This window comes from Dactylosporangium sp. CA-139114 (genome assembly GCF_050955725.1).
GTDB lineage: Bacteria > Actinomycetota > Actinomycetes > Mycobacteriales > Micromonosporaceae > Dactylosporangium.
In genome coordinates this window covers 2,884,164-2,909,595 of record NZ_CP192080.1, presented here as the reverse complement: position 1 = coordinate 2,909,595, position 25,432 = coordinate 2,884,164, and the positions used below count along the sequence as shown (strand labels likewise).

The following is a 25,432-nucleotide window of genomic DNA, read 5'->3' as shown; positions in this document are numbered from 1 at the left end:
GGTTGCCGGACGCTGCGCGGCGAGCGCCCCGGGTGCTGCGCCGAGCGGTCACCGCACAGTGATCAACACGGCTTTTCGGGCTCCGGAGCGGCGGCGGGCCGCCGGGCGGCGCACAATCCACCGGTGGGGAACACGCTGACGATCGACTGTGGCGGCGGCGGCCTGAAGGCGGCCGTGGTCGACGACTCCGACGCGCTGGTCGGCGGGCCGATCCGCATCGCGACGCCGTACCCGTTCCCGCCCGGCCGCTTCGTCCGCGCCATGCTGGACATCGAGGGCCAGCTCCCGCCCGCGGACCGGGTCACGGTCGGCCTGCCCGGCATGATCCGCCACGGCCGCGTGGTGGCCACCCCGCACTACGTCAACCGCGCCGGCCCGCACACCCCGGTCGACCCCGAACTCTTCGCCGCCTGGACCGGCTACGACGCCCGGGCCGCGCTCAACCGCGCCTTCGGCCGCCCGGTGCTCGTGCTCAACGACGCCGAGGTGCACGGCGCCGCCCTGGTCGTCGGCACCGGCCTGGAGCTGGTCGTCACGCTCGGCACGGGCCTCGGCAACGCCCTGTTCGACGACGGCGTGCTCGCCCCGCACCTGGAGCTCTCGCACGGCCCGATCCGGCGCAGGAATACCTACGACACGTACATCGGCGAGATCCAGCGCCGCGAGCTGGGCAACGCGCGCTGGTCCCGGCGGGTGCGGCGGATGGTCGAGGGACTCCGGCCGGTGTTCCGCTGGGACCGCCTCTACATCGGCGGCGGCAACGCGGCCCTCATCGACGCGGAGTCGGTGGGCCGCATGGGCGAGGACGTCACGATCGTGCCGAACACCGCGGGCGTCCTCGGCGGGGCGCGGGCCTGGAAGCTCATCGGCGGCTGAGGCCGCTTCGAGCCTGACTCGGGTCCGCGCGGGTGCGGACCGTCGCTCCCGCCAGACACCGCTCGGCGCTGGCGCGCCGTCGCTGCCAGGTCCGCGGCTGGTCGCGCCGGCCCAGATGAAGCCCGTCGGCACCGCAACCTCCGGCACCGGCTCTCCCGAACCGGCGGCGCCCCTTCCCGCGTGGCACGGGCCCTGCGCTCCAGGCCCGGCCGGGTACGACCGGATACGCCCGCAACCGGCATCGGCGTCACCAGCGCCGCCGGAGCTACGACGTCGGCCGTACGATGACGGCAAGCGTCAGCACGATGGGGAACGCCTTGTCCATTTGCCCGAGGAGCAGACCACGGCGCTCGGTCAGCGGCAGATCCGCGCACGTGACCTTGAATCCGCGTGGTGCGCCGGGTGTGAAACGTGCCTCGACTGGAGCGAGCGGCGGCACCATCTGGCCGCGCTCGGGGCGGAGCCGCATGGCGCGGATGGTGGAGCGAGCTACGCTGGGTGCGCGTCAAGGAAGTCGGCCGGCGGGGTGGCTCCCGTATTTCGGCTGCGGACGCCATCAGGGCCCAACGCGACCGGGCGCGGGGTGTAGGGGCCAGGATCGGGATACTGGCCGCTGTGACGATCAAGGCGCTAATTTTCGACTTTGACGGCCTGTTGATGGACACGGAGACCACGCTCCTGGAGAGCTGGCGCTGGGAGTGGCGGCGGCACGGTTTAGAACTCGACACGGCCGGCTTCTTCGCCGACCATGGCGGCGACGCGAACGAGCCGCGTTACGCCGCGCTGGCCGCGGCGGTCGGGCCGGCCTATGACCGCGAGTCCAGCCACGCGCGGCGGATGGCGCACCGGGCGGAACTGCATGCGGTGCTGGAGCCAGCACCTGGCATCGTTGGCTGGCTCGACCGGGCCGCGCAGCTGGGGCTCCGGCTGGCGGTGGCGAGCAGCTCCCCGATCACCCACGTGGGCGCGATGCTGGATCAGGCCAGGCTGAGAGCCCGGTTCGAGGTGCTGGCGACCGGCGAGGAAGTGGCCGCGCACAAGCCGCATCCGGCTGTCTACCTGCTGGCGCTGGACCGGCTCGGGCTGCCGGCGCAAGAGGCGGTCGCCTTCGAGGACACCGCGCACGGCGTCGCGGCGGCGCACGCGGCCGGGTTGCGATGCGTGGCAGTGCCGAACCCGCATGCTCACGACGCCCGCTTCAAGGCAGCGGACCTGCTGCTTCCCAGCGCCACAGACCTCTCCCTCGACGCTGTTCTGGCCCGGCTGGCCCGGTGCGTGGGCGGTCCGCGGTAAGTGGAGCCGGCGCACGTCGGTGGCGTTTTCCCTGCTCAGCCGTAGCGAGGTAGGCCAGCAGGGCGACAGCAAGTTACGCGTGCGGACTGGGCCTACCAGGTTGGCCGTCCCGGGCAACCTGGTTCCACGGGGCGGTCATAACCGGCCCCGCCCATGTCTAACGCCGCCGCCATCGACATAACTATGAGTAGTCGCAACCTGGCGGCAATCGAGCGGACGCGCGTCATCGGCGGCAGATCCGGTAGATCGTCCGCGACCGGAGTGCTGGGCCTGGCTGAGACTTATTCCGCCAAGTGGCCCGAAGTCGGCGCTAGTCCGGAACTGCACAAATTCGCCGGGGTGCCGCTGACGGCGCGACCGAGACCGGTGGGGCGACCTGAACGCCCGCATGGTCGAGGTTCGGTTGATCGGCTCTTCAAGGTACAGGTGGCGCAGCTTCAGCGCAGATGCTCCATTGGTCGATCTTGTTGCTGTGGGAGCCGGTGGCGGTGGCGGCGGCTATCTCCACGCGATGCTCCGGCAGCAGCTCGAGGCCCACGCGATGCAGCAGCGTCAACGGCCACGCCGGCACTCCGCCCAGCCCGTCGTACGGGTGCCAGATCCACGGCCCGTCAAAGCGCCAGGCACGGCCGGCGGCATCGACGAGATCATCACCCAGGTTAAGGAAGGCGTACGGCCGAAAGAACAACTCAATACTTAACGGGATGTCACCGTCTGGATCGATGGAGCAGCCTTGGTCGTCCGAGTCGAGGTCGACCGACACGCCCTTGTGGAGAAGGTTCAACAGTCGGCGCGGCCGCGGGAGCATGCCCGTCTCCAACGGCGGATCGAAGCTGACCACGTCAATCACGTGAACCACGGTAGGCGGGATGCCGACCCCGCAGCGCTGCCCCGCAACTAGGACACCGGCCGACGGCTCAGTTCGGAACAGCTCGTTCGCCCAGTCGCTGGATTCCGGATCGCGAGCGAGCGCGGCATTGCCGTCCCACCTCGCCCATCGCACGTCCGGGTCGACCTGCCACCACGGCCATCGGACGGTCACATGCCACTCCGAAACCCGCATGACCGTTGTCTCGACGAACGGGCACGAAATCGTTAGCACGTCACCCGCCCGGAAATCCATCGCAACCACATCCGGTGGTCTACCACGCTGAACAGCACGCCCGGCCCCCCGGGCCACCACGCACTGACATCCGCGGCACGGTCCCGGCTCTGCGCAACGTCCGCGGCATGTGCGGAAACGTGATCAAGCAGGTGCTATCGGCGGCATGACAGCGCACCTGATCTGATGCGATGGGGTTGGCGGGGCGCGAGGGCCGATCGGTGCTCGTCCGCTCTGGCGGAGCACCATCGTGTTCCGCCAGCGTCGAGCAGTAGAGCGGGCCGGACCACCCATCGAGGGCGACGTATGGGAGCCGATGGGTACGCGACGAACTGTCCGCCTCAGTCAGGTCGGCGTGCCGGATGGCAGGGCCTACAAGTCTGCTCCGGCGGTGAACATCGCGGCCATGGCGGCGAACATCCGGGTGTGTGCTTGTTCGGCTTCGGTGGCCACGAGCCGCCGCAGCGGCCATGGCGCGTGGATGGTCAGCGTTTCCTGGATGGTGGTCCCGTCGCCGGTGGGGGTGAACGTCACCTGCCCGACCAGCCGGATTCGCGGCGCCTGACGCGCGAGCGTGGCGATCGGACCGTCGGGTGGCGCGGACATCCGTACCCGGTAGGTAAAGCGGATCCGCAGGCGCGCCACGACCATCCGGTCGGTGACAAGGTAATCGGTGATCGCGGTACCGTCCGCTGCGAGGGCGGTGCCGACCTGGCGCACTGCGACGATCAGCGGGTGGACCCGGCACAGGTTGGTCAGGTCCAGGTACCAGGCGCGGACCACCGCCGGCCGGCCCGGGACGGTGGCGGTGATGACACGAGACACGATGCGCGACATGACGCTTACACTGCCATCGATGGCGTGGCGGTGGAACGGTGCGACCCGCTAATGATCGCGCGCGTTCATCGGCTTCTCCGGACGCCGCGCAGGCGCTCCACGAGGACCGAAACCCACGCGGAGTGACCGTGTGCGGTCGGGCCAGCGCGCACGGACAGCGGCATGTGCGCGCAGCCGATCAAGCAGGCCCCCCGCACCATCACGCTACGGATGCGACGCTGCGGTCGTCAGTACAACCACCGGTCGAGAACCGCGGGCCAGAAGTGGGTCTCGTGGTCGCCGACGTCGCCGTATGCATGCGGGTCGAGATGCCTGATCCGCTGTAACAAGTCGGCAAGTTCGGCGAGTGCGACGCCTTCCATCGCTTCGTCCTCGTCCCACGTCTGGATCGCCGTCGAGTTCGAAAACCATGTGCCGACCAGGTGCAGCGAGCACAGCCAGTGGTTGATCGACGAGTTCACGAACCTGACCTGCCTGGTGGACGGCTCCAGCACTGATACCAGTCCCAAGTCCGGCTCGGCAAGATAGGTGTAACCGGGCCAGTGTAGATCGCCCCTGGTCCGGGCGAGGCGGTACGTCCCATCCTGCGGCTGCGCCGCGAACAAGGTCATGTCGACGATGTCGTCCAGCAGCGGCACACCGCACGACGTCAGCGCCGCCTTCTGCGCTCGCGGGAGGCGCCAGCCCGCCACGTTCGCCGCCTCAGCCCGGATCACTCGTCCGGCTCCGGCCCACGCCGACAACGACGCAAAATCGGGAGCGTTTGGGAGGTCGTTTGCCGCCACGATCAAGAGGCTGGCCGCCTCGCCGACCGACGCATCTGGTGTCACGCAGCAGGCCAACCACTCATCGCCGGAACAGGAAGTCTCGACCCCGCCGTGCTGGTTACTCGCTGTGAGGTGCACGGGCTGGCCGCCGCGCACCAACGGCGGCATGTGAGTGCGAGCGCCTCAGCCGATGAGCACGCCAAGTCCCCCAAGAAGGACGACTCCGCCGAGGATTCCGAGTAGTACCCACCGGCTGCGTACGGCCGTTCGCGAACGGTAGGAGAGAGCCGCGAGCAGGAACAGGATTCCAGGGATGCCAAAAACCACCCACATGGCGCCGAAGTTGAACCATCCTTCCGGGCTCATGTTGCTGATGCCTTTGTGTACTGGGGCCATCACGCCAGTCAAAATCAGTGCCTTCACCACAGTCTCGGCAAGCGGGTACATCAGCTGCACGGCTGCGGCGCCCCACAGGCCGGCCAGCAAAATCCATGACGGTACGCGCGCGCCCCACGGCTGCACGGATGCCAGCGCCATTGCGACGGTGAGCATACGGAGGGAGACAGCCAGCACAACGACGCCGTTCTCTCCCCATGAGGCACCGTGCGCGACATTCCACAGCACCGCAACTCCGGCGACGAGACAAAAGGTGCTGATGTAGCTGGCAGCGGCCAGCGCGGGCCAACGGCGGTAGGGCGCCTTCGGGCGAGCAGTGGCGCTCGACGTGGCGGCACTTTGCGGCGTATTGGTTGACATGCCATCAGCCTCGATGAATCAATCGGCGTTGCCAATCGGTCTCCTTCCCGAGGCCCCACCCATTACCTCGTCAGGGTTCACCCGGTTCAACCCTCCACCGGGATGGCCGGCGGCCCCCGAAGCATGGTTGCCGCAGCCCGGTTGGCGCCCCGACCCGACGTGGCCGCCTGCGCCCGCCGGCTGGCAGCTGATCGTCGACACCGACGCCGAGCAGACCGGCCCGCATCTGCCGGTGCCGTGGATCGCCGGCGAGGTCGTACCGTCTGCGCCGGTGCCCGCCGCGGCGCCGGTCCCGGTGATTTCCGCTCCGTCGGCGCCCGTCATCGCCGCGCCGTCGGCACCGCCCGCGGCGCCTTTCGTCCCGGCGAACGACGCCCGCACCGCCGCGATGCCGACGGTCCCGGGCGTTCCGGCGGTCCCGGCGCAGGAGCCTCTGGAGCCGGGCGTGTTGTGGGCCGCCAAGGGGCAGCCGCTGAGCGGCATCGGGGCCGGGCGCTACAAGCTCACCGCGACGACGCTGTACTTCGAGAAGGGCGCCCTGTCCACCCGGGCCCAGCAGATCCCGATCGTGGACCTGATGGACGTCGACATGTCGCAGTCGATCACCCAGAAGGCCCGTAACGTCGGCAATCTCGTGCTGCACGTCAATCGTCCACAGGGACGCGAGCTCGTGACGCTGGAGGACGTCCCCAGCCCGCGCGACGCCCTGGCGAAGATCAACGCCGCCGTACACGACGCCCGACTGCTCGCCCAGCAGCGTGCCAACACCCACCACTACGTCAACGGCGCGCCGCCGGTCCCTGTGGTGGCAGCGGTCCCCGCGGTGCCGCCGCCCGCCGAGCCGGTGTCCGGCGCCGTCCCGCTCGACCCGATCGAGCAGCTGCGCCGCCTCGGTGAGCTGCGCGACGCGGGCATCCTGACCGACGAGGAGTTCGCGGCGAAGAAGGCCGAGATCCTGTCCCGGATCTGATCGGCGCAGCGCGAGAAGCGGGGCCCAGGCCGTCGCCGGCCGGGCCCCGCCGCGAAAGCTCAGCCGCGCACGCGCGGCACCAGCCGGAGCAGGGCCAAACCGCCCAGGATGAGCGTGACGGCGAGCACCACCTGCCAGCCCACGAACACGCCGATCATTCGATGGGCTGTCACCCCAGACCGGCCGGCGGCTGCGGTTCTTGAGCGAGCAGTTCTCGACGCGCTGGCTGCATCACCGTAATGGAACCGGGCGCGATAACGCGCGTCGCGGCATGAGCCGAAACGTGATCAAGCACGTTCGGTGGCTCAAGGGCACGCAGCTGTGCTCCCCGTAGCCCGAGCACTGATGGTCGGTCGGTCCGTGTGACCCTGGACGGCCGACATGCCGGCGCAGATGCCGTTCGCACTTTCGACGGAGCGAGGTCACCGACACCCACACGGCGGACTTGACCGAGACGGCGATGGCGGCATTCAAGTTTGTGCGTCCGGCTCGGTCGCGACGAGGGTGAGGCCACCGAGCCGATCGGCCGGCGCCGGCGGCGGGCGGCCGTCGAGCTTGGAGCGTGTTTGAGAGGCTCCGTGGCGCCGATGCGTTGTGGGAACGGCGGACGCGTTGCCCCCAGTCGGGGTCCGCGGTCAGATTGCCTCCAGAACACCACGGAACCCTAACGGACGGAAAACGGCTGAGCGACCACCAAGCGCGCCGGACGCGGCAGGAGCGTGCACCTGATCAATGCGGGCAGCGGCAAGGGCGACGCCACATTCCGTTGGGCCGGGCGGCGTAATGCTGCACTGAGTGTGCCGATTCTTTCGGGACCTTGATTTCCGGCTTAAGGTTCTGGTGCAGACCTTCCGTGAGCAGCCCGAACGGCGTGACGCTGGGTGCCGCAAGCGCATGTGATCGGTATTCGTGGAGGATGTTCAGTGGCAAGGTCGAGGCGCGTAGGGTCCCGCCGGTTGATGGCGATCACGATGTTGACGGGTGCGCTGCTCGCAGGTGGGGCACTGATCGCGCCGTTCGCATCGGCGTCGGTCAGGGGCGACGACGGGTCCGGTGCCGGCCTCGTGCAGCGGTGGTTCTCCTGGTACAGCGGCCGATCGGGCCACGCCTTCGAACCGGAGCCCGGGCCGGCGTCCTTGCCGGCGTCGTGGCCGGCCCAACCGGGCGTTGACGGCTTCGGTGCGGCACCCAGCCTCGCCGCGACATCCGCCGCGCCACCGGCTGCCGGGGCCCCGACCCGCGGGGGCAACTGCGCCGATGTTGAGGTCGTGTTCGCGCGGGGCACCGGTGACCTTTCCGGCCTCGGTGTGCTGGGCACCCCGCTCGTCGGCGCGATCCGCTCCGCGCTGCCCGGCCGCACCGTCAACGCGTACGGCGTGAACTATGCCGCCGACGCGTCGCAGGCCAGCGCCGGGCCCGGCGCCACGGACATGAGCCGGCACGTGCGCAGCGTCGCGGCGGCGTGCCCGGGCACCAGGTTCGTGATTGGGGGGTACTCCCAGGGCGCGACCGTCACCGACATCGCGATCGGCATCCAGTTCGGTGCTTCTGCCGGCGAGGCGATTCCGGCCGCACTCGCTGCGCGGGTGGCGGCTGTGGTGGTCTTCGGCAACCCGCTCGGCGTCCTGCACCAGACCATCGCCCAGCGCAGCCCGGTCTACGGGCCCAAGACCAAGGAGTTCTGCAGCCTCGGCGACCCGATCTGCGGCAACGGTGCAAACTCGATGGCCCACCTGCAGTACATGACCGACGGTTCGGTCCAGCAGGCCGCCCAGTTCGTGGCGGGCAAGGTCACCGGCTCCTGACCCGACGTGGCCGCAGCCATACGATTGCTAGGAGAGATTCGCACGTAGTCCGGTACTGACGATGACGATGACCAGGGGAACGTTCTGGACATCAACGGTCGCCGTTACCTGGTGCTGGACACTGATGACTGGCGGTAGAACTTCGCCCTGCTTCGAGGCCACGGTGCGCCCGTTTGCCGTACTCAATGACCCAGTCGCCGCGGCGGGCGCGCCGTTCGTGTCTTCACGGTCTACGCGGGGCGAAACGGCGGTAAGAATATGCTGCTCGACCCTGCCGTCGTGGACGCGGTCAACATGCAGCGGCCTGGTCGACGACCGCAAACCCCCGACGCTCCCTCGACCCAACGAGCAGTAAACGCTCATCGGCCGCCTACCCACGACCGCCAGAGCCACCCACACCCTACTGCCGCTCGACCAGCGGCATGAGCGGATGCCTGCACGGTCGTCTCCGCACTCAGTCGCCGATGAACCAGAGATAACGATGGGGCCGATGGCCATGGGTCGCTATCAGAACGCCTAGCGCGCGGGCGGTGCTGAGCGCCACGCCGTCAAGTTCGGGCTGAATCGTCGCCAGTTCCTCAAGCACTGCCGACATCTGCGTCCGGTTGAAGATCGTGTTCCCGTAGGGATCGACGTGCGCGAGCATCGGGAATCTATGGTGATCAGCTGGGCCGACAAAGGGTTCATACCACCCGGGCGGCAACGGAGGCGGGACGAGATGCAGTACGTCGCGCAGGCTAGCCAGCCGCTGGTGACGTTCGTCGCAGACCCAGACGCTGATTGGCACCGGTTCATCATCGATCCTGCGCGCGAACTCGGTAACAGCAGCCCATGACTCGCCCGCCGAGAACGCGCGCTCATCGGCAGATCCGGTAGCGCGTTCGAAGCCGGCCTGCTCGCCGCCGGCGACCCCGAAACGGCAGTGCCGTCAGCTGTTCACGTCAGCACGCCCGGCGCGACGTCGGCCAGGGCGCGTACTCCGCCGGCACGTCCCGCCACGGCGCACCAGCCCGGGCCCGGCACCGAATCCCGTCGATCAACTGCCGTCTGCTCCACTTCGTCGGCCCGCCCCGCACCGACACGACAGGCAGCACCACGGCCAGGACCGCCCACTGCGCGTCGGTGAGATCGTGCCGCCTCATCACCGCTACGCCGGCTCATCGGGCCGGCGGCAGCCAACCAGCCCGACGACTTACCAAACACGCCTCAGCCCGACCCGGTCAGCATGACGTTGCCGGGCTCGACGTCGCGGTGCACCACGCCGACCCGATGGGCGCAGTGTCGACCTCGGCGGCCATCGCGGTCGCCTCCGGCCACGGCAGCGGGCCGTGGTGCAGCCGCTCGTCGAGGGCCGGGGCCGCGGCGCGCAGCAGCGGGTCCGCGGCCAGCGGGGCGGCGAGCGTCTTGACCGCCACCGCGCGGCCCAGCACCGCATCCCCACCCGCGCCGGCACCGGCGCGCACCCACCGCACAAGAAGCGGACCGTGCGCCGGCGCGGGTTACGCCACGCCCCGACCGGGTGACTCGCTCGCGGGCGCGGTCGCTCGCTCCTACACTCTGTCGGAGATGGCAAATCGGACATAAAGGAGAAACGCCATGAAGTCCACCATGCGGCGGGTCACCGTCATCGGCCTGACCGGCACCGCGGTGATCGGCGGCGTGCTCGCCGCCGCCGGCGTCGCCAACGCCGGCACGACCCCGCACCACCACCCCGCCACGAAGACCAACACGCACCACCACCCGGCCGCGAAGACCACCACGATCCACCACCACACCCCCACCAAGAAGCCCGTGAGCGCGACCACCAAGACGTTCGCGACCAAGCGGGCGGGGGCACAGCTGCGCAGCATGGCCAACACCGGCGCCGCCTCGCACGTCGTGTCCACGCTCGGCAAGGCCGGCACCAAGGTGACGGTGAGCTGCTACGTCACGGGGCAGCCGATGGGCGGCGACCACACCTGGTACCGCACCACGACCCCGGCCGGCGCGTACATCCCCGGCAGCTCGCTGCGCAGCGGCCACGACCCGGCCGCGGGCATCAAGCACTGCTGAGCAGCGAGCGGACGGGCGGACCCGGATCGGGCGGGAGGAAGCATGGCATCGGGGCGTGACGGCGCGCGCCGCGCGGCGGGCAGGCTGGAGGCGGAGGTCCTCGGCGCGCTGTGGGCGGCGGGGCGGCCATGCACGCCGGGCGAGGTCCACGCCGCGCTCGGCGCCCAGTCCGGGTACACGACGGTCCAGACGATCCTGGCCCGCCTGTTCGACAAGAACCTCGTGCGCCGGCGCACGGAGGGCCGGGCGCACGCGTACTGGCCGGTGAAGGACGGCGCGGAGCTGACGGCGGATCGGATGCGGGCGCTGCTGAGCGAGCGCGCCGACCGCCGGCAGGTGCTCCAGCGGTTCGTGCGCGGGCTCGACGACGACGAGGCCGCCGCGCTGCGGGCCCTGCTCGACGAGGAGGGGAGGCGCCCGTGAGCTACTGCGTGTACGTGCCGCTGCTGGTGTGCGGGCTGCTCGCCGCGGCCAGCCGGCCGGTCGCGGCGCGCGTGTCGCCGGCGGCCGGCGCCTGGATGCTGACCGGCGCCGGCCTCGCCGGGGCGGTGACCTCGGCGTGGGCGTCGCTGCTGCTGGCCGCGACGCTGCTCGACGACGTGCCGTGGCTGCCGGACCGGCTGCGGCTGCTGGACCCGGTGCCGGCACCCGTCGCCGTCGCCGCGGCCGCCGTGCTCGGCGGCGGCGGCTACCGGCTGGCCCGGTCGTCCTGGCTGGCGGCGGCCACCGTCCGGCGCCTGCGCCGGCTGTGCCGGGCCGCGACCCCGGCCGGCAACCTCGTCGTCGCCGACTGGGACCGCCCGCAGGCGGTCGCCGTGCCGGGCCGGCTGCCCCGGCGGTCCGGCTACATCCTGGTCACCGCGGGGATGCTGCGGGTGCTCGACCACAGCGAGCGCCGCGCGATGCTCGCGCACGAGCAGGCCCACCTCGACGGGGGCCACCACTGGCTGTGCGTCCTGGCAGGCGCCGCGGCGGCGGTCAATCCGCTGCTCGTCCCGCTGCGCTCGGCGGTGCGCTACCTGGTGGAGCGGGCCGCCGACGAGACCGCCGCGGCGGCGGTGGCCAGCCGGCGCCTCACCGCCCGGTCCCTGGCCCGCGCCGCCCTGGCCGGCCACGGCCGCCCGGCGGGGCCGCCCGCCTTCGACCAGCACTGCGTGCTGCGCCGGGTCGAGGCGCTGCGCCGGCACCCGCCGCGCCAGCGCGCCCTGCCGGCCCTGCTCCTGCTGGCCGTCGCGGGGGCCGGGCTGCTGTCCACCGCCGACGCCACGAGCGACTTCATCCGCTTGGCCCTCCGTCAGTTCCACTGACCGCCTCCCCCGAGAACCGACCGGAGCGGGCCGCACAGTTCCGGCCCGAGCACTACGCGCAGCCGACGAGCAGGGCCCGAGCCGGGACAATGGGAGACAGCCCGGGTTTGCTACCGGAGCTCGACCGCGCGGACCTCGGCAACGCCATCGAGTGACCGCCCACCCCCGGACCGTCGGATGATCCAGCCCGCCGCGAGCCCGGTCAACACGCCCGTCAGCGCGAACAGGGTGTCGGTGTCGGCGCCGTTCACCGGCGGGCTGCCGGCAAGCCCGGTGATGATCGCGGGCACCGGCAGCACCGTGCCGAGCAGCACCGTGAGCACGACGGCGAACGGATAGCCCAGCAACGCGGAGAACAGCACGACCGGGTAGCGCCACCAGGCCTCCCGCCTGTCCCAGTCCCAGTCCATGAGGGTGGTCACGGTGAGCGCCGCCGCGCCGAAGACGCTCATCGCGCCGAACCGCGCGCCGGGTGCGATCTGCCGCAGCAGCACCACGGCGGCGACGGCCGTGACGGCCAGGGCGATCGCCAGCACCCTCCGGCGCCGGCTCGGCGCCGCGGCGAGCATCGCGGAGAGCCAGGCCGCGGCAAGCAGGGCGCCGACACCGATCGCCGCCGGATCGAGGCTCGCCTCGGTGTCCGTCGGCGACTCGATCGCCGCGGCGAGCGGCATCGTCGCGGCAGCCACCGCCGCGGCCAGCACCAACCCCCGGGCCGGGCCGGCGGCCGGGCCCCTCGCACCATCCGGATCGGCAGCCCGTGCGGAGCGCACCGGACCCGAGCGCGTCAGCGCGAGCCAGCCGGCCGTCGCCACCGCGACGGCACCGGCAGCGATCGGGATCGTCGCGGTGACGTCGAGCCGGTCGCACACGAGGTCGGCCGCGACGACCACGGTGAACCCGGCTACCAGGCACCAGGACCGGACACGGCCGAGTCCAGCCGCCGAGGACCGTGCCGCCACCACGAAGGCGACAGCAACCGCGACGATCGCCATCCAGCGCAGGTCACGGGCCCAGTAGGTGTTGTTGCTCGCCATCTCTTCGCCGACCGGCTCGGTCGACGACTGCAGTCTGGTCAGCCCGACCGCCCAGAACACCGCACCGGCCCACGCGGTCATCAAGCCCAAGAGCCGCCCCATCCGCGGATGCTACATCGGGCACCGCCGACATGCTGCCGCTGGCGCGCGAGGTATCGGGTGCCGGCAGCCCCGCCGCGCTCCCCAAGACCTACGCAGACGCGGGTCACTGCGGTGCGGTGCCGGACAGGGCGACCAGGCGCCGCCCGAGCCGTGCGACCTCCGTGCGCAGCTCGTCCGGGCGCACCACCGTGAAGTCCCAGCCCAGCCCGGCCAGCATCACCGCCATGCCGTCCAGGCGCTCGGCCCGGCAGACCAGCCGCGCGCCGGCGGGGGCCGCGGTCACCGTGCCGGCGGTGGCCGGCACCCGGCGGCGGACCTCGGCCTCGGGGGCGTGCAGCACGACCTCGACCTCGTGGCGGTACGGCACCGCCGCGAGCGCCCCGGCCACGTGCCCCGCGGCGTCGAACGACGCCGGGGCCTCGAAGCGCTCGTCGCGCACCGACAGCGAGCCGATGCGGTCCAGCCGCAGGGTGCGGATCTCGCCGCGGCGGTGGTCGAAGCCGCTCGTGTACCACCGGCCCGCGTGGAAGACGAGGCCGTAGGGGTCGAAGGCGCGCGTCGAGTCCTCGCCGCGCCACGAGCGATAGGTGAGCTCGACGCGCCGGTGGTCGCGGGCCGCCTCGCCCAGACCGAGCAGGTGGCGCACGTCGAACAGGCCGGCGGGGCGGGCCGGGCGCGTGAAGCCGAGGGTCTCGCGCACCGCCCGGACCCGGTCGCGCAGCGCGGCCGGGAGCACCCGCTCGATCTTGGCCAGGGCCGACGCGCGCGCGGCGGCGCCGACGCCCAGGTTCTCCGCCGCCAGCAGGCCGAGCACGACCGCGACGGCCTCGTCGTCGGCGAGCATGAGCGGGGGCAGCCGATAGCCGGGGGCGAGCCGGTAGCCGCCGTAGCGGCCGCGATCGGCCTGCACGGGCAGGCCGAGGCCGGCGAGCGCGGCCGCGTAGCGGCGCACGGTGCGCTCGTCGAGGCCGAGCCGCTCGGCGAGCTGCGGGCCGGTCAGGCCCGGCTGGGCCTGCAGCACCTCGAGGAGCGCGAGCACCCGGCCGGTCGACTGTGACACGCGCCACCCTCCGAATCAGGGCGAGATCTGCCCTGATTCGATCATAGCGTCGGGGGCATGACGAACTTCGTTTTGGTTCCCGGCATGTGGCTCGGCGCGTGGGCGTGGGACGAGGTCGCGCAGCACCTGCGCGCGGCCGGGCACGACGTGACCGCGGTGACGCTCGGCGGGCTCGCCGAGCGCGCGGGCGAGCCGGCGACGCTCGAGTCGCACATCGGCGACGTCGTCGCGGCGGCCGGCGACGCCCCGGCGGTGGTGCTCGTCGGGCACAGCTACGGCGGCTTCCCGGTGCGCGGCGCGGTCGAGCGGCTCGGGGGCCGGGTGACGCGGGCCGTCTACGTCGACAGCGGCCCCGTCCCGGACGGCACCGCGCAGGCCGACTACGCCGCGCCCGGGCCCGAGGCCGACGTGCCGCCGCCCTCGTTCGACCCGGCCGACGACCCGGGGCTGTTCGCCGGGCTGGAGGGCCGCTCGGCGTGGATCCGGCAGCGGTGCACGCCGCACCCCTACGCCACCGTCGCCGCGAGGCTGCGCCTCCACGACCCGCGGCAGCCCCCGACCGACCTGGTCGTGAGCACCTTCACCCGCGCGAACGTGGAGCGGATGATCGCGGACGACCACCCGTTCTTCGCCGGCCTCGACCGCCGCGACTACCGCGTGCACGAGCTGCCGACCGGGCACTGGCCGATGTTCAGCCGCCCGGCGGACCTCGCCGGAGTCCTCGGCGACGCATAAGCAGGCGGGGACTCCGCGGCGCCCGAGCCGCCGCGGACCCCGCCGCGCCCGAGCCGCCGCGGTCGGTCACCGGCCGGCCGCGTAGACGGCCAGCTGCACCCGGTTGGCGCTCCCGGTCTTGGTCATCAGGTTCGCGACGTGTGTCTTCACCGTGGTCACGCCGAGCCCCAGCCGGGCCGCGACCTCCGGGTTGGACAGCCCCGCGCCGACGAGCGCGAGCACCTCGACCTCGCGGGCGGTCAGGTTCGGCGGCGGCGCGGCCGGGGCGGCGGGCGCCCGCTCGGCGAGCACCGCCCGGGCGACCAGGCGCCGCAGCACGGCCGGGGTGAACGGGCTGTCGCCGGCCGCGGCCCGCCGGACGCCGTCGAGCAATTCCTGCGGCGTCGCGTCCTTGACGAGGAACCCGCACGCGCCGGCGGCCAGGGCCGGGTAGAGGTGCTCGTCGTCGTCGAACGTGGTGAGCACGACGATGCGGACCGAAGGCCGCGCGGCGAGGATGCGCACCGTCGCGGTGGTGCCGTCGACCCCGGGCATGCGCAGGTCCATGAGCACGACGTCGGGGCGCAGCTGCTCAGCGAGCCGGACCGCGGCGGCGCCGTCGGCGGCCTCCCCCACCACGGCGAGGTCGTCCACGGACTCGCACAGCATGCGCAGCCCGGCGCGGACCAGCCGCTGGTCGTCGACGAGCAGCACCCGGATCACGTCGTCTCCTTCGCCGGTACCCACGCGGAAAGCCGCCACCCGTCCCCCTCCGGCCCCGCCGACAGCTCGCCGCCGAGCACCTCGACCCGCTCCCGGAGCCCGGCCAGCCCGACGCCGCCGGCCCCGGCACCGTCCCGCCCGGTGCCATCGTCCCGCCCGGCGTCACCGTCCCGCCCGGCGTCACCGTCCCGCCCGGCGTCACCGTCCCGCCCGGCGCCACCGTGGCCCCCGCGGGAGCGCAGGTCGAACGCGAGGCGGTCGCCGCGCAGCCGGATCGTCAGCGCCGCGAGCGCGCCCGGGCCCGCGTGCCGGGCGGCGTTCGCGAGGCCCTCCTGGGTCAGCCGCAGCACCGCGAGCGCGGTGCGGGCGTCGAGGCGGGTCACGTCCGGGTCGATGCCGGCCTCGACAGTGAGCCCGACCTGCCGGCCCCGGTCCACGGCGGCGTCGAGCGCGACGGGCAGCGCGGCCGGCTCGACCAGGGCCGCGGTCGGCGCGGTGCGGGGCTCGCGGAGCACGGCGACGAGCCGGCGCAGGTCCGCGAGGGCGCCGGAGCCGGTGGCGTGCACGTCGTCGAGCACCTGCCGCACGCGCGGGTCGCCGAGCGGCAGCACGGTGCGCGCCACCCCGACGCGCAGCACGATCGAGGCGACGTGGTGCGCGACGAGGTCGTGCAGCTCGCGGGCGATCGCCGTGCGCTCGTCGGCGCGCACCCGGTCCAGCTCCGCGGCGGCCCGGGCCGCGGCCTGCCCGTTGAGGTCGGCGAGGGCGCGCGCGTACAGCCCGATCAGCACCGGCGCCCCGGTCACCGACAGCCCGGCGAAGACCACGTTCGCCGGGCCGGTCACCAGCTCGTCCAGGTCCGAGACGAGCGAACCGGCCAGGCCCACGGCGAGGCCGAGCGGCACCTGGCGGCCGCGGCGCCGGGCGGCCAGCTCGAACAGGGCCCACGCGGTGCCGACCGTGGGCACGGTGTCGTCGTGGGCGCCCGCGAACCAGCCGGCACCGCCGACCACGGCCAGGGCCGCGACCGCGGCGAGCGGCCATCGTATGCTCAGGAACCCGAGCGCGAGCGCCAGCACCGCGACCGTGCGGTCCACTGTGGACATGGCGCGCCCGTCGGCGGCCACCGTGAGGTAGCCGACCCCGGCCAGCGTCACGAGCGCGAGCCGCAGGACGGTCGACCGCTCCGCGAACAGCCGCTCGACCCAGCCCACGCCGCTCACCTTAGTGCCGCGGCCCCGCCCGCCACGGTGACCGCGACGAGAACGGCCAGCGCGGTGAGGGTCGCCGCGTCCGGCGCGAGCAGCGGCTGCCCGCGCAGGGCCTGCCAGGTGACGAGCGCGAGCAGGCCCGCATAGGCGCCGGCGAGGACGACGGTCAGGCGGGTGCGGCGGGCCGGATCGGCGACCAGGCGGCCGAGCAGCATCGCGACCAGCAGCATGGCCTGCAGCCCGTGGATGCCGACGAAGTGCCCGACGCGCAGGTCGCCGCCGGTCGTGCTCCAGCCGAGCAGCGGCAGGCCGGGGCCGCCGTCGGGGACGCCGACGGCGTGGGCGCCCAGCAGGGTGTCGGCGCCGCGCGCGTCGGCGTCCAGCTGGGCCCGCGTCGGCACCAGCATCAGCAGCCCCTGCGCCGTCCCGACCAGCAGCAGGACCAGGCCGAGGCGCCCGGCCCAGGCCACGGCCCGGTCGGCGGGCGGGTCGCGCCACAGCAGGATCGCGACGAGCAGCGTGCCCAGCCACAGCACCAGGATGACGGCGCCCATGCCGCGCCACAGCAGGCCGTCCAGCGGGGTCGTGCTGTTGAAGTGGCTGGAGCGGCCCCGGGCCGCCTGCACGGCGATGATCCCGACCTCCAGCACCGACGTCGCGGCGACGACGGCGGCCGCGGTCCGGGCGGCGCGGCGGCCGCGGCCGAGCCGGGCGAGCAGCCAGGCGAGGGTCAGGGCGTAGACGGCGAAGGAGGCGGCGAACTTGGCGGGCTTGAGCCAGACGGGCTGGCCGAGCAGGGTCCGGCCGTCGAGGGCGAGGCCGGCGAGGCAGACGGCGAGCAGCAGGGTCATGAGTCCGGCGAGCGCGGTGAGGGCCCGGCTGCCGCGCCAGGCCTCGCGCAGGATCGTGGTCATGGCGCCGACGATCCCGGAGCCGGCCGCGGCGCGACTCCTGCCGCGGGCCCCGCGGCCTCCTGCCGCAGGAGGAGGAGGGGGGTGGGTGAGGTGCACGGCCGCCGCCCCGGCCCCCGCGCGACCTGCACCGCCTCCTAGGAGGAGGCGAGCGCGAAGGAGCCCCAGGCCAGCAGCTCCCCGAACTCCCGCTCCGGCACCGGGCGGGAGAAGTGGAAGCCCTGGCCGATCGGGCAGCCCAGGCGGGCGAGCTCGCGCGCCTGGGCCGCGTCCTCGATGCCCTCGGCGACGACCTGCAGATCCAGCGCCTGGGCGAGGTCGAGGATGGCGCGGGCCAGGGCCGAGTGCTCGGGCCCGCGCGCCACGCCGTCGACGAACGGCTTCGGGATCTTCAGGATGTCGATCGGGAACGCGTGGAGCCGGGACAGCGAGGAGTACCCGGTGCCGAAGTCGTCGACGGCGAGGCGCACCCCGAGCGCCTTGAGCTCGGCCAGGCGGCTCGCGGCCACGTCGGCGTCCTCGCTCAGCAGCGACTCGGTGATCTCCAGCGTGAGCTGCTCCGGCTCGAGGCCGCTGTGCAGGAGCGTCTGCTGGACGTAGAGGGTCACCGCGGGGTCCTGCACCTGGCGGGGTGAGAGGTTCACGCTGATCTTCGGGCGGGCGCCGCCGACCGGCCAGGCGGCGGCGGTGCGGCAGGCGGTGCCGAGCACCTCGTAGCCGAGCGGCAGGATGAGCCCGGTCTCCTCGGCGAGCGGGATGAACCGGTCCGGCGGGATGAGCCCCTTCTGCGGGTGCGGCCAGCGCACCAGGGCCTCGGCGCCGATGATCGAGCCGTCGCGGAGGTCGACGAACGGCTGGTAGTACACCAGCAGGTCGTGTCGTTCGATGGCCCCGCGCAGGTCCTCGGCGAGGTCGAGGCGCTCCAGGAGCCCGGCCTGCATGCTCGGGGCGAAGTAGGCGAAGCGGTCGCGGCCCTGGCGCTTGGCCATGTGCATCGCGACGTCGGCGTTGCGCAGCAGCTCGTCGGCGTCCGGCGGGCGATCGGGGTCGGGCAGGGCGATGCCGACGCTGGCCTGGGGCTGGATCTCGCGGCCGCCGACGCTGATCGGGCGGCGCACCGCGCTCAGCACGCGCTCGGCGACCCGGGCGGCCTCGGCGGCGTCGTCGAGGTGCTCGAGCAGCATCGCGAACTCGTCGCCGCCGAGCCGGGCCGCGGTGTCGGCCGAGCGCAGGCACGAGCGCAGCCGGTCCGCCGTCGTGCGCAGCAGCGCGTCGCCGGCCGCGCGGCCGAGCGAGTCGTTGATCGTCTTGAAGTCGTCGAGGTCCACGATGAGCAGGGCGATGTGGCGGTACGGCGTGCCGCGGCGCTCCAGCGCGTGATGGATGCGGTCGGCGAGCAGGGCCCGGTTGGCCAGACCGGTGAGCCCGTCGTGGAACGCCTGGTGGGTGAGCTGCTCCTCCAGGGCCTTGCGCTCGGTGATGTCGCGGGTGGTCAAGAGGTACCCGCTGCCGTCCCCGTCGTCGACGGAGCGCCCGATCGTCTCGGTCATCACGAAGCCGCCGTCCGCGCGCCGCAGCCGGCACTCGACCGGGCCGACGTGCCCGTTCGCGGGGCGGGCCGCCAGCAGCAGACCGACGCGCTCGCGGTCGTCCGGGTGCACCAGCTCGGCCAGCGCCCGCCCGAGCACGTCGGCCGGGCGCAGGCCCAGCAGCGACTCGATCGACGGCGTGACGTACTGGATCACCCCGTCCGGCCGGCAGATCGACAACAGATCGGTGACCTGCTCGGTGAGGCGCTGGAAGCGGCCCTCGGCCCGCTGGCGCTGCACCTCGCGCAGCACGTTGACCACGTCGGCGAGGCGGACCAGGACGAGCACGAACAGCGCGCAGGACGCGGTCAGGAACACCGCGAGCTCCCCCGACGCGGCCGCCCGGACCGTGACGACGACCGGGATGAGCAGCGCGGCGACGGCCAGCAGCACGGCCACGCGGCCGCTGGAGAGCCGGGGCGCGGCCGGTGGGAGGCGCTCGTCGAGGGTCCGCATCCGCGGGTCCAGCGCGGCGCACCCGACGCACAGGTAGAACCCGATCCAGCCGGCGTCGACCCAGCTGCCGGCGTGGAAGCCCCCGCGCAGCGACTGCCAGGTGTATGCGGCGTCCGCCGCGAGCAGGCAGGCGAGGCCGGCGAAGAGCAGCCGGGCCGGGGTGCCGCGGGTGGTGCCCCGGGCGCCGCCGAGGCGGGCCATCACGGCGAGCACCAGCACGTCGCCGAACGGGTAGGAGATCGCCACGACCCGTTCGGGCAGGCTGATCGCGGCGCGGGTGAGGTACGGCTCGATGAGGAACGCCCAGGTGAGCAGCGCGGCGCCGACGGTGACGATGGTGCCGTCGATGAGGGCGGCCCGGTCGCCGCCCGGGCTCTGGCGGCGCGCCACGATCGCGAGACCGACGGCCAGGCACGGGTACATCGCCAGGTAGCACACGTCCGCCGGGCCCGGCCCGGGCGCGTCACGGCCCTCGACGAGCTGCGGCCAGGAGAGCAGCCAGGCGCCGGCGCTGCATGAGGCGAGGCCGGCCGCCGCCAGCCACCACGGCAGCGGGCGGGCGGGCCGGTGCACGGCGATGCCGACCAGGACGGCCAGGAGCGACGAGCTCGCGATGACGGCCCAGAGCAGGCCGCGCAGGGGCGAGTCGGGCGTCGCGAAGTACACGACGCCCAGCGCCACGCCGACGGCGGCATACGACCGCAGCAGCACCCGACCCCCTCCGGTGGTCCCCGGAGGCCAATCGGCCGTTTCGAGTGCCGCGTTACCTTTTTGCCCGATAAGTCGGCACCGCCACGCCGACCGGCCGGCACCACCGCGGCGCCGAGCCGGCCGCCCCGGGCCGCGGGTCCGGCCGGTTCAGCGCTCCTGCAGCGTCCCCGCCAGCAGCCCGCGCATGAAGAACCGCCCGAGCAGCACGTAGATCGCCAGCGTCGGCAGGCTCACCAGCAGCGCGCCCGCCATCGCCTGACCGAACGGCACCGACTGCCCGCCGGCCACGTTGTTCAGCGCGATCGTCACCGGCCACGAGTCGCGGCTGGTCATCATCGCGCCGAACATGAAGTCGTTCCACGACGACGTGAACTGCCAGATGACGGCGACGGCGAAGGCCGGCTTGGCCAGCGGTACGGCCAGATCCACCCAGGTCCGCAGCACCCCCGCGCCGTCCAGGCGGGCCGACTCCAGCAGCGCGTCGGGCATCGACACGAAGTGGTTGCGGAAGATCAGCGTGGTGATCGGCAGCCCGTAGATGATGTGGATGAGCATCAGGCCGAGCAGGCCCCCGGTCGCGTCCCCGGACCCGCGCAGCCCGACCGCGGTCATGGTCTGCGACACCGGGATGATCACGGCCTGGTACGGCACGAAGATCCCGAACAGGATGAGCGGGAAGACCACGTTGGACAGCGGGAAGCGGAACTTCGACAGCACGAACCCGTTCGCGCAGCCGAGCAGGGCCGAGATGAGCGAGGCCGGGACCGACAGGGCGAGGGAGTTGCGGAAGCCCGACGACAGCTTGGGCAGCACCGCCGAGAAGTTGTCGAACGACAGGCTGGTCGGCAGCTCCCAGATCCGGGTCACCGACACGTCCGCCGGGTTCTTGAGGCTGGTCACGATGAGCACGTACACCGGCATCAGGAAGAACGCGGCGAGGGCCCACAGGATGACGTACCGCACCGTCGTGCGCACCGGCCCCGGGCGCTGCCAGCGCGGGATCGACGACGGGTCGGGGGCGGGCGCGTCGCCCGGCGTCGGCAGCCGGGTGGGCCGGTAGGTCTGGGCCGCGGCGTTCTGCGGCACGGCGGCGGTTGCGCGAACCATCGGTCCGGTCATGGACTGATCACCGCCGTTCCGTGCGAAGGCTGTACCAGACGTAGGGGCCGACCACGATGGCCACCCCGAGGAGCAGGACCGTGGCGATGGTGGCGCCGCGGTCGTAGAACCCGCCGTCGAACGTGGTGAACCACATGTAGAGCGACGGGGTGTCGATGCGCAGGTTGCCCTGGTCGAGCGCGTAGAGCAGGTCGAACGTCTTCAGCGAGATGTGGATCATGATGAGCATCGCGCTGAACGTGACCGGGCGCAGGGCCGGGCGCACGACGTGCCAGAAGACCTGCGTCTCGCTGGCGCCGTCCATGCGGGCCGACTCGCGCAGGGTGTCGCTGACGCCGCGCATGCCGGCCAGGAACAGGGCCATCACGTAGCCGGACAGCGCCCAGCCGGCCGGCAGCGCGACCGCGGCGATCGCCCACACCGAGTTGGACTTGTGCCAGTCGCTGCGCAGGAACCCGAGGCCGACGTCGGCGAGCAGCTTGTTGATGCCGGCCGTGTCGTTGCCCGAGCCGTTGTCGAGCAGCCAGCGCCACACGATCGCGGTGGCGATGAACGAGATGGCCATCGGGAACAGGAACACGCCGCGCAGGAAGCCCTCGCCGCGCACGCCCCGGTCCAGCAGCATCGCCATGAAGAACCCGAGCAGCAGCGCGGCCGCGACGAACACGACGGTGAAGATGATCAGGTTGCGCATGTCGGCCCGGAAGCGCTCGTCACGCAGCAGCGCGGCGTAGTTGTCGAAGCCGACGAAGTGGTACCGCGGGGAGAGCCCGCGCCAGTTCGTGAACGACACGCGCACGTTCCAGCCGAGGAACCCGTAGACGAAGACCCCGATGAGGATCAGCGACGGGGAGACCAGCACGAGCCCGGGCAGCCACCGGGGGCCGCGCTGCTTGCGGGGCCGGCGCTCCCGCATCGCGAAGGCGGGCCGGTCCGGCTCCGAGGAGTGCCGTGCCCGGTGCTGCTGCTGCTGCGGTGGTGCCGGCGCCTGCCGGACGGGGAGGTTCACTGCGTCTCCCGGAACTGCTGCTCGACGGTCCGGGCGAACTTGCCCTGGTCACCGTCCTGGACGAACAGACCCAGGGCCGAGTCGATCTCCGCGTTGTACGCGTTGCTCGCCACGACGCCGTGGGTCAGCGACCCGACGATGCGGGTCTTGGGGTCGCGCCACTGTTGCAGCGCCCAGCCGAGGTAGTCCGGGTAGAGGCCCGCGTCGGCGTCGGTGCGCGCCGGGATCGAGCCCTTGAGCGGGTTGAACAGGTTCTGCCCCTCGGTGGAGCCGCACTCGATCAGCCATCGGCGGGCCAGGTCGGGCCGGCGCGCGCCGGTGGGCAGCGTGAAGGTGTCGGACAGGAAGTCGTAGACGCCGGTGCTGCCCGGCGAGGCGACCGCGGCGTAGCCGTCCTGCCAGTGCAGGCCCTTGGTCTGCGCCAGGTACGACGAGGACCAGTCGCCCATCACGGCGTACACCGCGGAGCCCGACACCACCCGGTCCAGCTGCGGCTGCCAGTCGCCGGCCGCGGACTTCACGTCGGAGACGGCGAGGATCTTGGCGTACATGTCCAGCGCGGCGGCCACCTCGGGCGCCCGCCAGCTGACGCGCCCGGCCCACAGCCCCTCGTACCCGTCCGGGCCCAGCTCCCCGAGCAGCACCGTCTCGAGCAGGTGCTTCTGCGTCCACTCGGGCCCGACCGCGAGGGCCACCCGGCCCTTGGCCTTGATGACCTCGGCCTGCTGGAGGAACTCGGCCCAGGTCTTCGGCGGCCCGGAAAGCCCCAGCTCGCGGAGGGTCTTCGGGGTGTACCACATGAGGTTGGCCCGGTGGATGTTCACCGGCACCGCGTAGATGCGCCCGTCGATGGTGAGGTTGTCCACGAGCCCCTTCGGGAACACCTTCGCCCAGCCCTCCTGGCGGTACAGGTCCGAGATGTCCTGCACCTTGCCCGAGCGCACGTCGTCGAGCAGTTCGAGCCCGGCGTGACGCTGGTAGGAGTCCGGCGGGTCGTTGGCCAGCAGGCGGCTGGCGAGAATGGCCTTGGCGTTGGAGCCGGCGCCCCCGGAGACGGCCGCGTTGACGAACCGCACCCCCGCGTTGGCGCCCTCGAAGGACTTGGCCATGGCGGCCAGGCCCTCCTCCTCACCGGGGCCGGTCCACCACGAGTACACCTCGAGCTGATCGTTGCTCGCGCCCCGCACCCCGAACATCGACAGGCCGCAGACCAGCGAGACGACCACGATCACCAGGATCGCCAAGCGCCCCTTCCACACGGCAACCCCTCTTCCACAACCACGATTGAAGACGCGGCGCGGCGACTCCATCCGGCGGGGCGGCGCGCGCATGTCGCCCAGGGACGGTATGCGCGTATAGAGCGGTTGCAGATGGAACCTTAAGGCGCCACCGAGCGTCGATCGGACACTTGCGCACGACGAACGGTGGATCTTGTATCACGGCGTAATGAGATCGCTGCAGGCAGTAGCGTCTGAAGGATCTGCAGCTCGGGGCCGACCTGTGGGAGCGCTACCAGGTCTTGCCGAAATCGGCCGTTCACAGACTGGTACGCCGTTGGTTACGTTGCACTCGGTGCAACGCGTCCCGGCCACGCGCCCGTCGGCCATGCGTCCATCGGCCAGGAACACGACGCGGTCGGCGTGGGCGGCGGCCCGCGCCTCAGCTCGGGACGGGGTAGACCGCCCAGGGCTTGGTCTTCAGGCCGCCCCGCGAGTCGATGCCGGTCTTGAGCCGCTCGCCGGTCTCGTGGGAGATGCCCGGCGACTCGTACGTCGGGACCTCGACCGCGCTCGCGGTGAACTTCTGCCGGTCGGTCCCCTCGTAGTCGATGCGCACGACGGCCGGGCCCTGCGCCGTCTCCAGCAGCAGGAACACGTGGCCGGGCCCACTGATCGGCGGGGTGCGGCGGCCCAGATCGATACAACTGGTCACCTCGCCGAACGGCGACGAGCGGGCGAACAGGGAGCAGGCCTGCCGCTCCTGGTCGGCCAGGAACGACGAGCGCTGCGGAAAGCCCACGGCGAACGGGCCGCCGCCACACACCAGCACTACCGCCGCCGCGGCCGTGACCGCCCACCCGAGTCGATTCATGCCGACATTGTTAGCAGATATCCTGGTGCGTGTGATGCCGTGGGAGGACCTCGGGTTCGACACCTACGACGACCTGTGGGCCCGCGTGCCCGCCGACCCGCGGCCGTCGGTGACGTTCGACCTCGCCGACTTCTTCACCGCCGAGGTCCAGGCCGAGTTCAACGCGGCCGAGCGGGCGGTCGACAGCCTCGCCCACCTGGCCTTCGTCCGGGTGCTGCCGCCGGGCACCCCGCTGCTCGTGCTCACCTGGGAGCACGCCTCGCACCGCTTCTGGCCGCACCGCCAGACCGAGGCGCCGCCGTGGCTGGTCGTGCCCAACGGCGACCACTACGTCGTCGGCACCGAGGACTTCTCCCTGGGCACGCGCGGTCACCCGTGGGAGCGGACGCTCCAGGTGTGGGGTGAGCCCCTCCTCGAGGTGCTGGTGCCGATGCTGAGCTGGCTGCCCCGCGCGTCGTGACCCCGCCGCTCAGCACTCGACCTCGCTCGTCGCCTCGAACGGCCCGACGACGATGCCCCGGCGGAAGGTGCCGTCGGGGCCGCTGATCACTCTTGAGCGTGAGGGTGGCGGCCGGGGGTCGGGGTCCTCGCGCCACAGCAGGGCGATCGCCTCCCTCGCCCCGCGATCCTGCTGCCAGCGCTTGAGCGTGACGGTCGCCGGCGGCGCGTCCCACTGCGTGCGCCCGTCGGCGACGAGCTGCTCGCGGGCGCGGTCCGCCTGCATCATCTCGTCGTAGGCGGCCTTGCCCGCGCTGCGCAGGGCCTCCAGCACCACCGCGTCGCGCTCCTTGGCCGGCGAGGCACGCATCTTCGTCGGGAGCGAGGGACGCATCGGGTCGGCCATGCGGCTCAAGGTAGCGGCCCGCTGCCATACTGATGGGTTCGCGGGCCGCTCGGGGTTGCACGGGTAGGAGCAGCCGACACGAGGGAGTAC

General features: G+C 72.6%; 27 protein-coding genes and 1 pseudogene. 9 read left to right on the top strand and 19 right to left on the bottom strand.

Annotated features, from left to right (window positions below; genetic code table 11):
• Positions 1 to 123: 123 nt before the first annotated feature.
• Positions 124 to 876 carry an ROK family protein gene (locus ACQP2P_RS13195; protein WP_433615939.1) on the top strand — a complete coding sequence of 251 codons (753 nt, stop codon included), beginning with the start codon at positions 124 to 126 and terminating at the stop codon, positions 874 to 876.
• Positions 877 to 1,141: 265 nt separating this feature from the next.
• On the opposite strand, the gene ACQP2P_RS13190 is transcribed toward ACQP2P_RS13195, so the two are convergent.
• Complete coding sequence (locus ACQP2P_RS13190) at positions 1,142 to 1,345, bottom strand: hypothetical protein (RefSeq protein WP_433615937.1); 204 nt, start codon at positions 1,343 to 1,345, stop codon at positions 1,142 to 1,144.
• 146 nt (positions 1,346 to 1,491) lie between these two features.
• On the opposite strand from ACQP2P_RS13190, the gene ACQP2P_RS13185 reads away from it, so the two are divergent.
• On the top strand, positions 1,492 to 2,169 hold the full coding sequence (locus ACQP2P_RS13185; protein WP_433615935.1) for an HAD family hydrolase: 678 nt from the start codon (positions 1,492 to 1,494) through the stop codon (positions 2,167 to 2,169).
• A gap of 415 nt (positions 2,170 to 2,584) precedes the next feature.
• Here the strand turns inward: ACQP2P_RS13185 and ACQP2P_RS13180 are convergent, their stop codons facing one another.
• The 4 genes from ACQP2P_RS13180 to ACQP2P_RS13165 all read right to left on the bottom strand — a co-directional run bounded on the left by ACQP2P_RS13180 (position 2,585) and on the right by ACQP2P_RS13165 (position 5,631).
• Positions 2,585 to 3,292, bottom strand: coding sequence for a hypothetical protein (locus ACQP2P_RS13180; protein ID WP_433615933.1), 708 nt, complete (start codon positions 3,290 to 3,292; stop codon positions 2,585 to 2,587).
• 351 nt (positions 3,293 to 3,643) lie between these two features.
• A complete protein-coding gene (locus tag ACQP2P_RS13175; protein ID WP_433615931.1) occupies positions 3,644 to 4,108 on the bottom strand; it encodes an SRPBCC family protein in 465 nt (154 codons plus the stop codon).
• Between the two features lie 227 nt (positions 4,109 to 4,335).
• Positions 4,336 to 4,938, bottom strand: coding sequence for an SUKH-4 family immunity protein (locus ACQP2P_RS13170; protein WP_433615929.1), 603 nt, complete (start codon positions 4,936 to 4,938; stop codon positions 4,336 to 4,338).
• A gap of 120 nt (positions 4,939 to 5,058) precedes the next feature.
• Positions 5,059 to 5,631, bottom strand: coding sequence for a hypothetical protein (locus ACQP2P_RS13165; RefSeq protein ID WP_433615928.1), 573 nt, complete (start codon positions 5,629 to 5,631; stop codon positions 5,059 to 5,061).
• Positions 5,632 to 5,758: 127 nt separating this feature from the next.
• Here ACQP2P_RS13165 and ACQP2P_RS13160 point away from each other — a divergent pair, with 127 nt between their 5' ends.
• Both ACQP2P_RS13160 and ACQP2P_RS13155 read left to right on the top strand, forming a co-directional pair.
• Positions 5,759 to 6,601 carry an SHOCT domain-containing protein gene (locus ACQP2P_RS13160; protein WP_433615926.1) on the top strand — a complete coding sequence of 281 codons (843 nt, stop codon included), beginning with the start codon at positions 5,759 to 5,761 and terminating at the stop codon, positions 6,599 to 6,601.
• A gap of 1,268 nt (positions 6,602 to 7,869) precedes the next feature.
• Positions 7,870 to 8,406: a cutinase family protein gene (locus tag ACQP2P_RS13155; RefSeq protein ID WP_433076944.1), complete on the top strand. Its 537-nt coding sequence runs from the start codon at positions 7,870 to 7,872 to the stop codon at positions 8,404 to 8,406.
• Between the two features lie 454 nt (positions 8,407 to 8,860).
• On the opposite strand, the gene ACQP2P_RS13150 is transcribed toward ACQP2P_RS13155, so the two are convergent.
• The 3 genes and pseudogenes from ACQP2P_RS13150 to ACQP2P_RS13140 form a co-directional block, all read right to left on the bottom strand.
• The gene (locus tag ACQP2P_RS13150) at positions 8,861 to 9,193 is read right to left on the bottom strand and encodes a hypothetical protein (RefSeq protein ID WP_433615924.1); all 333 of its coding nucleotides are present in this window, start codon (positions 9,191 to 9,193) and stop codon (positions 8,861 to 8,863) included.
• Positions 9,194 to 9,365: 172 nt separating this feature from the next.
• Positions 9,366 to 9,548, bottom strand: a pseudogene (locus ACQP2P_RS13145) (transposase); the annotation flags it as partial.
• 78 nt (positions 9,549 to 9,626) lie between these two features.
• On the bottom strand, positions 9,627 to 9,869 hold the full coding sequence (locus ACQP2P_RS13140; RefSeq protein WP_433615922.1) for a hypothetical protein: 243 nt from the start codon (positions 9,867 to 9,869) through the stop codon (positions 9,627 to 9,629).
• Positions 9,870 to 10,002: 133 nt separating this feature from the next.
• On the opposite strand from ACQP2P_RS13140, the gene ACQP2P_RS13135 reads away from it, so the two are divergent.
• From ACQP2P_RS13135 to ACQP2P_RS13125, 3 genes are read left to right on the top strand one after another with little or no spacing between them, the layout of a single operon-like run.
• Positions 10,003 to 10,458 (top strand): hypothetical protein, encoded by a 456-nt coding sequence (locus ACQP2P_RS13135; protein WP_433615921.1) that lies wholly within the window; start codon positions 10,003 to 10,005, stop codon positions 10,456 to 10,458.
• Positions 10,459 to 10,500: 42 nt separating this feature from the next.
• On the top strand, positions 10,501 to 10,881 hold the full coding sequence (locus tag ACQP2P_RS13130) for a BlaI/MecI/CopY family transcriptional regulator (protein WP_433615919.1): 381 nt from the start codon (positions 10,501 to 10,503) through the stop codon (positions 10,879 to 10,881).
• Positions 10,878 to 11,765 carry a M48 family metalloprotease gene (locus ACQP2P_RS13125; protein WP_433615918.1) on the top strand — a complete coding sequence of 296 codons (888 nt, stop codon included), beginning with the start codon at positions 10,878 to 10,880 and terminating at the stop codon, positions 11,763 to 11,765. Before ACQP2P_RS13130 ends, ACQP2P_RS13125 begins: the two co-directional genes overlap by 4 nt.
• A gap of 110 nt (positions 11,766 to 11,875) precedes the next feature.
• Here ACQP2P_RS13125 and ACQP2P_RS13120 read toward each other — a convergent pair whose 3' ends face one another.
• Together ACQP2P_RS13120 and ACQP2P_RS13115 are read right to left on the bottom strand one after the other, a co-directional pair.
• Positions 11,876 to 12,904 carry a hypothetical protein gene (locus ACQP2P_RS13120; protein ID WP_433615916.1) on the bottom strand — a complete coding sequence of 343 codons (1,029 nt, stop codon included), beginning with the start codon at positions 12,902 to 12,904 and terminating at the stop codon, positions 11,876 to 11,878.
• Positions 12,905 to 13,007: 103 nt separating this feature from the next.
• Positions 13,008 to 13,964, bottom strand: coding sequence for a helix-turn-helix transcriptional regulator (locus tag ACQP2P_RS13115; protein ID WP_433615915.1), 957 nt, complete (start codon positions 13,962 to 13,964; stop codon positions 13,008 to 13,010).
• Positions 13,965 to 14,021: 57 nt separating this feature from the next.
• Here ACQP2P_RS13115 and ACQP2P_RS13110 point away from each other — a divergent pair, with 57 nt between their 5' ends.
• Positions 14,022 to 14,699, top strand: coding sequence for an alpha/beta fold hydrolase (locus ACQP2P_RS13110; RefSeq protein WP_433615913.1), 678 nt, complete (start codon positions 14,022 to 14,024; stop codon positions 14,697 to 14,699).
• A gap of 66 nt (positions 14,700 to 14,765) precedes the next feature.
• Here ACQP2P_RS13110 and ACQP2P_RS13105 read toward each other — a convergent pair whose 3' ends face one another.
• The 8 genes from ACQP2P_RS13105 to ACQP2P_RS13070 form a co-directional block, all read right to left on the bottom strand.
• Positions 14,766 to 15,401, bottom strand: coding sequence for a response regulator (locus ACQP2P_RS13105; protein WP_433615911.1), 636 nt, complete (start codon positions 15,399 to 15,401; stop codon positions 14,766 to 14,768).
• Complete coding sequence (locus tag ACQP2P_RS13100; RefSeq protein ID WP_433615910.1) at positions 15,398 to 16,615, bottom strand: sensor histidine kinase; 1,218 nt, start codon at positions 16,613 to 16,615, stop codon at positions 15,398 to 15,400. Before ACQP2P_RS13100 ends, ACQP2P_RS13105 begins: the two co-directional genes overlap by 4 nt.
• Before the next feature lie 5 nt (positions 16,616 to 16,620).
• Positions 16,621 to 17,526, bottom strand: coding sequence for a hypothetical protein (locus ACQP2P_RS13095; protein ID WP_433615908.1), 906 nt, complete (start codon positions 17,524 to 17,526; stop codon positions 16,621 to 16,623).
• A 134-nt stretch (positions 17,527 to 17,660) separates the two neighbouring features.
• Positions 17,661 to 20,279: a putative bifunctional diguanylate cyclase/phosphodiesterase gene (locus ACQP2P_RS13090; RefSeq protein WP_433615906.1), complete on the bottom strand. Its 2,619-nt coding sequence runs from the start codon at positions 20,277 to 20,279 to the stop codon at positions 17,661 to 17,663.
• 147 nt (positions 20,280 to 20,426) lie between these two features.
• On the bottom strand, positions 20,427 to 21,386 hold the full coding sequence (locus ACQP2P_RS13085; protein WP_433615904.1) for a carbohydrate ABC transporter permease: 960 nt from the start codon (positions 21,384 to 21,386) through the stop codon (positions 20,427 to 20,429).
• Between the two features lie 19 nt (positions 21,387 to 21,405).
• Positions 21,406 to 22,407: a carbohydrate ABC transporter permease gene (locus ACQP2P_RS13080; RefSeq protein WP_433615903.1), complete on the bottom strand. Its 1,002-nt coding sequence runs from the start codon at positions 22,405 to 22,407 to the stop codon at positions 21,406 to 21,408.
• Positions 22,404 to 23,651: an ABC transporter substrate-binding protein gene (locus ACQP2P_RS13075; protein ID WP_433615901.1), complete on the bottom strand. Its 1,248-nt coding sequence runs from the start codon at positions 23,649 to 23,651 to the stop codon at positions 22,404 to 22,406. The genes ACQP2P_RS13080 and ACQP2P_RS13075 overlap by 4 nt, the downstream gene beginning before the upstream one ends.
• A gap of 415 nt (positions 23,652 to 24,066) precedes the next feature.
• Positions 24,067 to 24,498: a hypothetical protein gene (locus ACQP2P_RS13070; protein ID WP_433615899.1), complete on the bottom strand. Its 432-nt coding sequence runs from the start codon at positions 24,496 to 24,498 to the stop codon at positions 24,067 to 24,069.
• Between the two features lie 34 nt (positions 24,499 to 24,532).
• Between ACQP2P_RS13070 and ACQP2P_RS13065 the strand changes: the two genes are divergently transcribed.
• The gene (locus ACQP2P_RS13065) at positions 24,533 to 24,958 is read left to right on the top strand and encodes a DUF2716 domain-containing protein (RefSeq protein ID WP_433619121.1); all 426 of its coding nucleotides are present in this window, start codon (positions 24,533 to 24,535) and stop codon (positions 24,956 to 24,958) included.
• A gap of 9 nt (positions 24,959 to 24,967) precedes the next feature.
• Here the strand turns inward: ACQP2P_RS13065 and ACQP2P_RS13060 are convergent, their stop codons facing one another.
• Positions 24,968 to 25,342, bottom strand: coding sequence for a hypothetical protein (locus ACQP2P_RS13060; protein ID WP_433615897.1), 375 nt, complete (start codon positions 25,340 to 25,342; stop codon positions 24,968 to 24,970).
• Positions 25,343 to 25,432 lie beyond the last annotated feature (90 nt).

Coding starts and splice junctions, on each gene's coding strand:
- ACQP2P_RS13110 (WP_433615913.1), top strand. CDS start 14,022: ATGACGAACTTCGTTTTGGTTCCCGGCATGTGGCTCGGCGCGTGGGCG.
- ACQP2P_RS13070 (WP_433615899.1), bottom strand. CDS start 24,498: ATGAATCGACTCGGGTGGGCGGTCACGGCCGCGGCGGCGGTAGTGCTG.
- ACQP2P_RS13175 (WP_433615931.1), bottom strand. CDS start 4,108: ATGTCGCGCATCGTGTCTCGTGTCATCACCGCCACCGTCCCGGGCCGG.
- ACQP2P_RS13065 (WP_433619121.1), top strand. CDS start 24,533: ATGCCGTGGGAGGACCTCGGGTTCGACACCTACGACGACCTGTGGGCC.
- ACQP2P_RS13060 (WP_433615897.1), bottom strand. CDS start 25,342: ATGGCCGACCCGATGCGTCCCTCGCTCCCGACGAAGATGCGTGCCTCG.
- ACQP2P_RS13085 (WP_433615904.1), bottom strand. CDS start 21,386: ATGGTTCGCGCAACCGCCGCCGTGCCGCAGAACGCCGCGGCCCAGACC.
- ACQP2P_RS13130 (WP_433615919.1), top strand. CDS start 10,501: ATGGCATCGGGGCGTGACGGCGCGCGCCGCGCGGCGGGCAGGCTGGAG.
- ACQP2P_RS13135 (WP_433615921.1), top strand. CDS start 10,003: ATGAAGTCCACCATGCGGCGGGTCACCGTCATCGGCCTGACCGGCACC.
- ACQP2P_RS13180 (WP_433615933.1), bottom strand. CDS start 3,292: ATGGATTTCCGGGCGGGTGACGTGCTAACGATTTCGTGCCCGTTCGTC.
- ACQP2P_RS13120 (WP_433615916.1), bottom strand. CDS start 12,904: ATGGGGCGGCTCTTGGGCTTGATGACCGCGTGGGCCGGTGCGGTGTTC.
- ACQP2P_RS13165 (WP_433615928.1), bottom strand. CDS start 5,631: ATGTCAACCAATACGCCGCAAAGTGCCGCCACGTCGAGCGCCACTGCT.
- ACQP2P_RS13095 (WP_433615908.1), bottom strand. CDS start 17,526: ATGACCACGATCCTGCGCGAGGCCTGGCGCGGCAGCCGGGCCCTCACC.
- ACQP2P_RS13190 (WP_433615937.1), bottom strand. CDS start 1,345: ATGCGGCTCCGCCCCGAGCGCGGCCAGATGGTGCCGCCGCTCGCTCCA.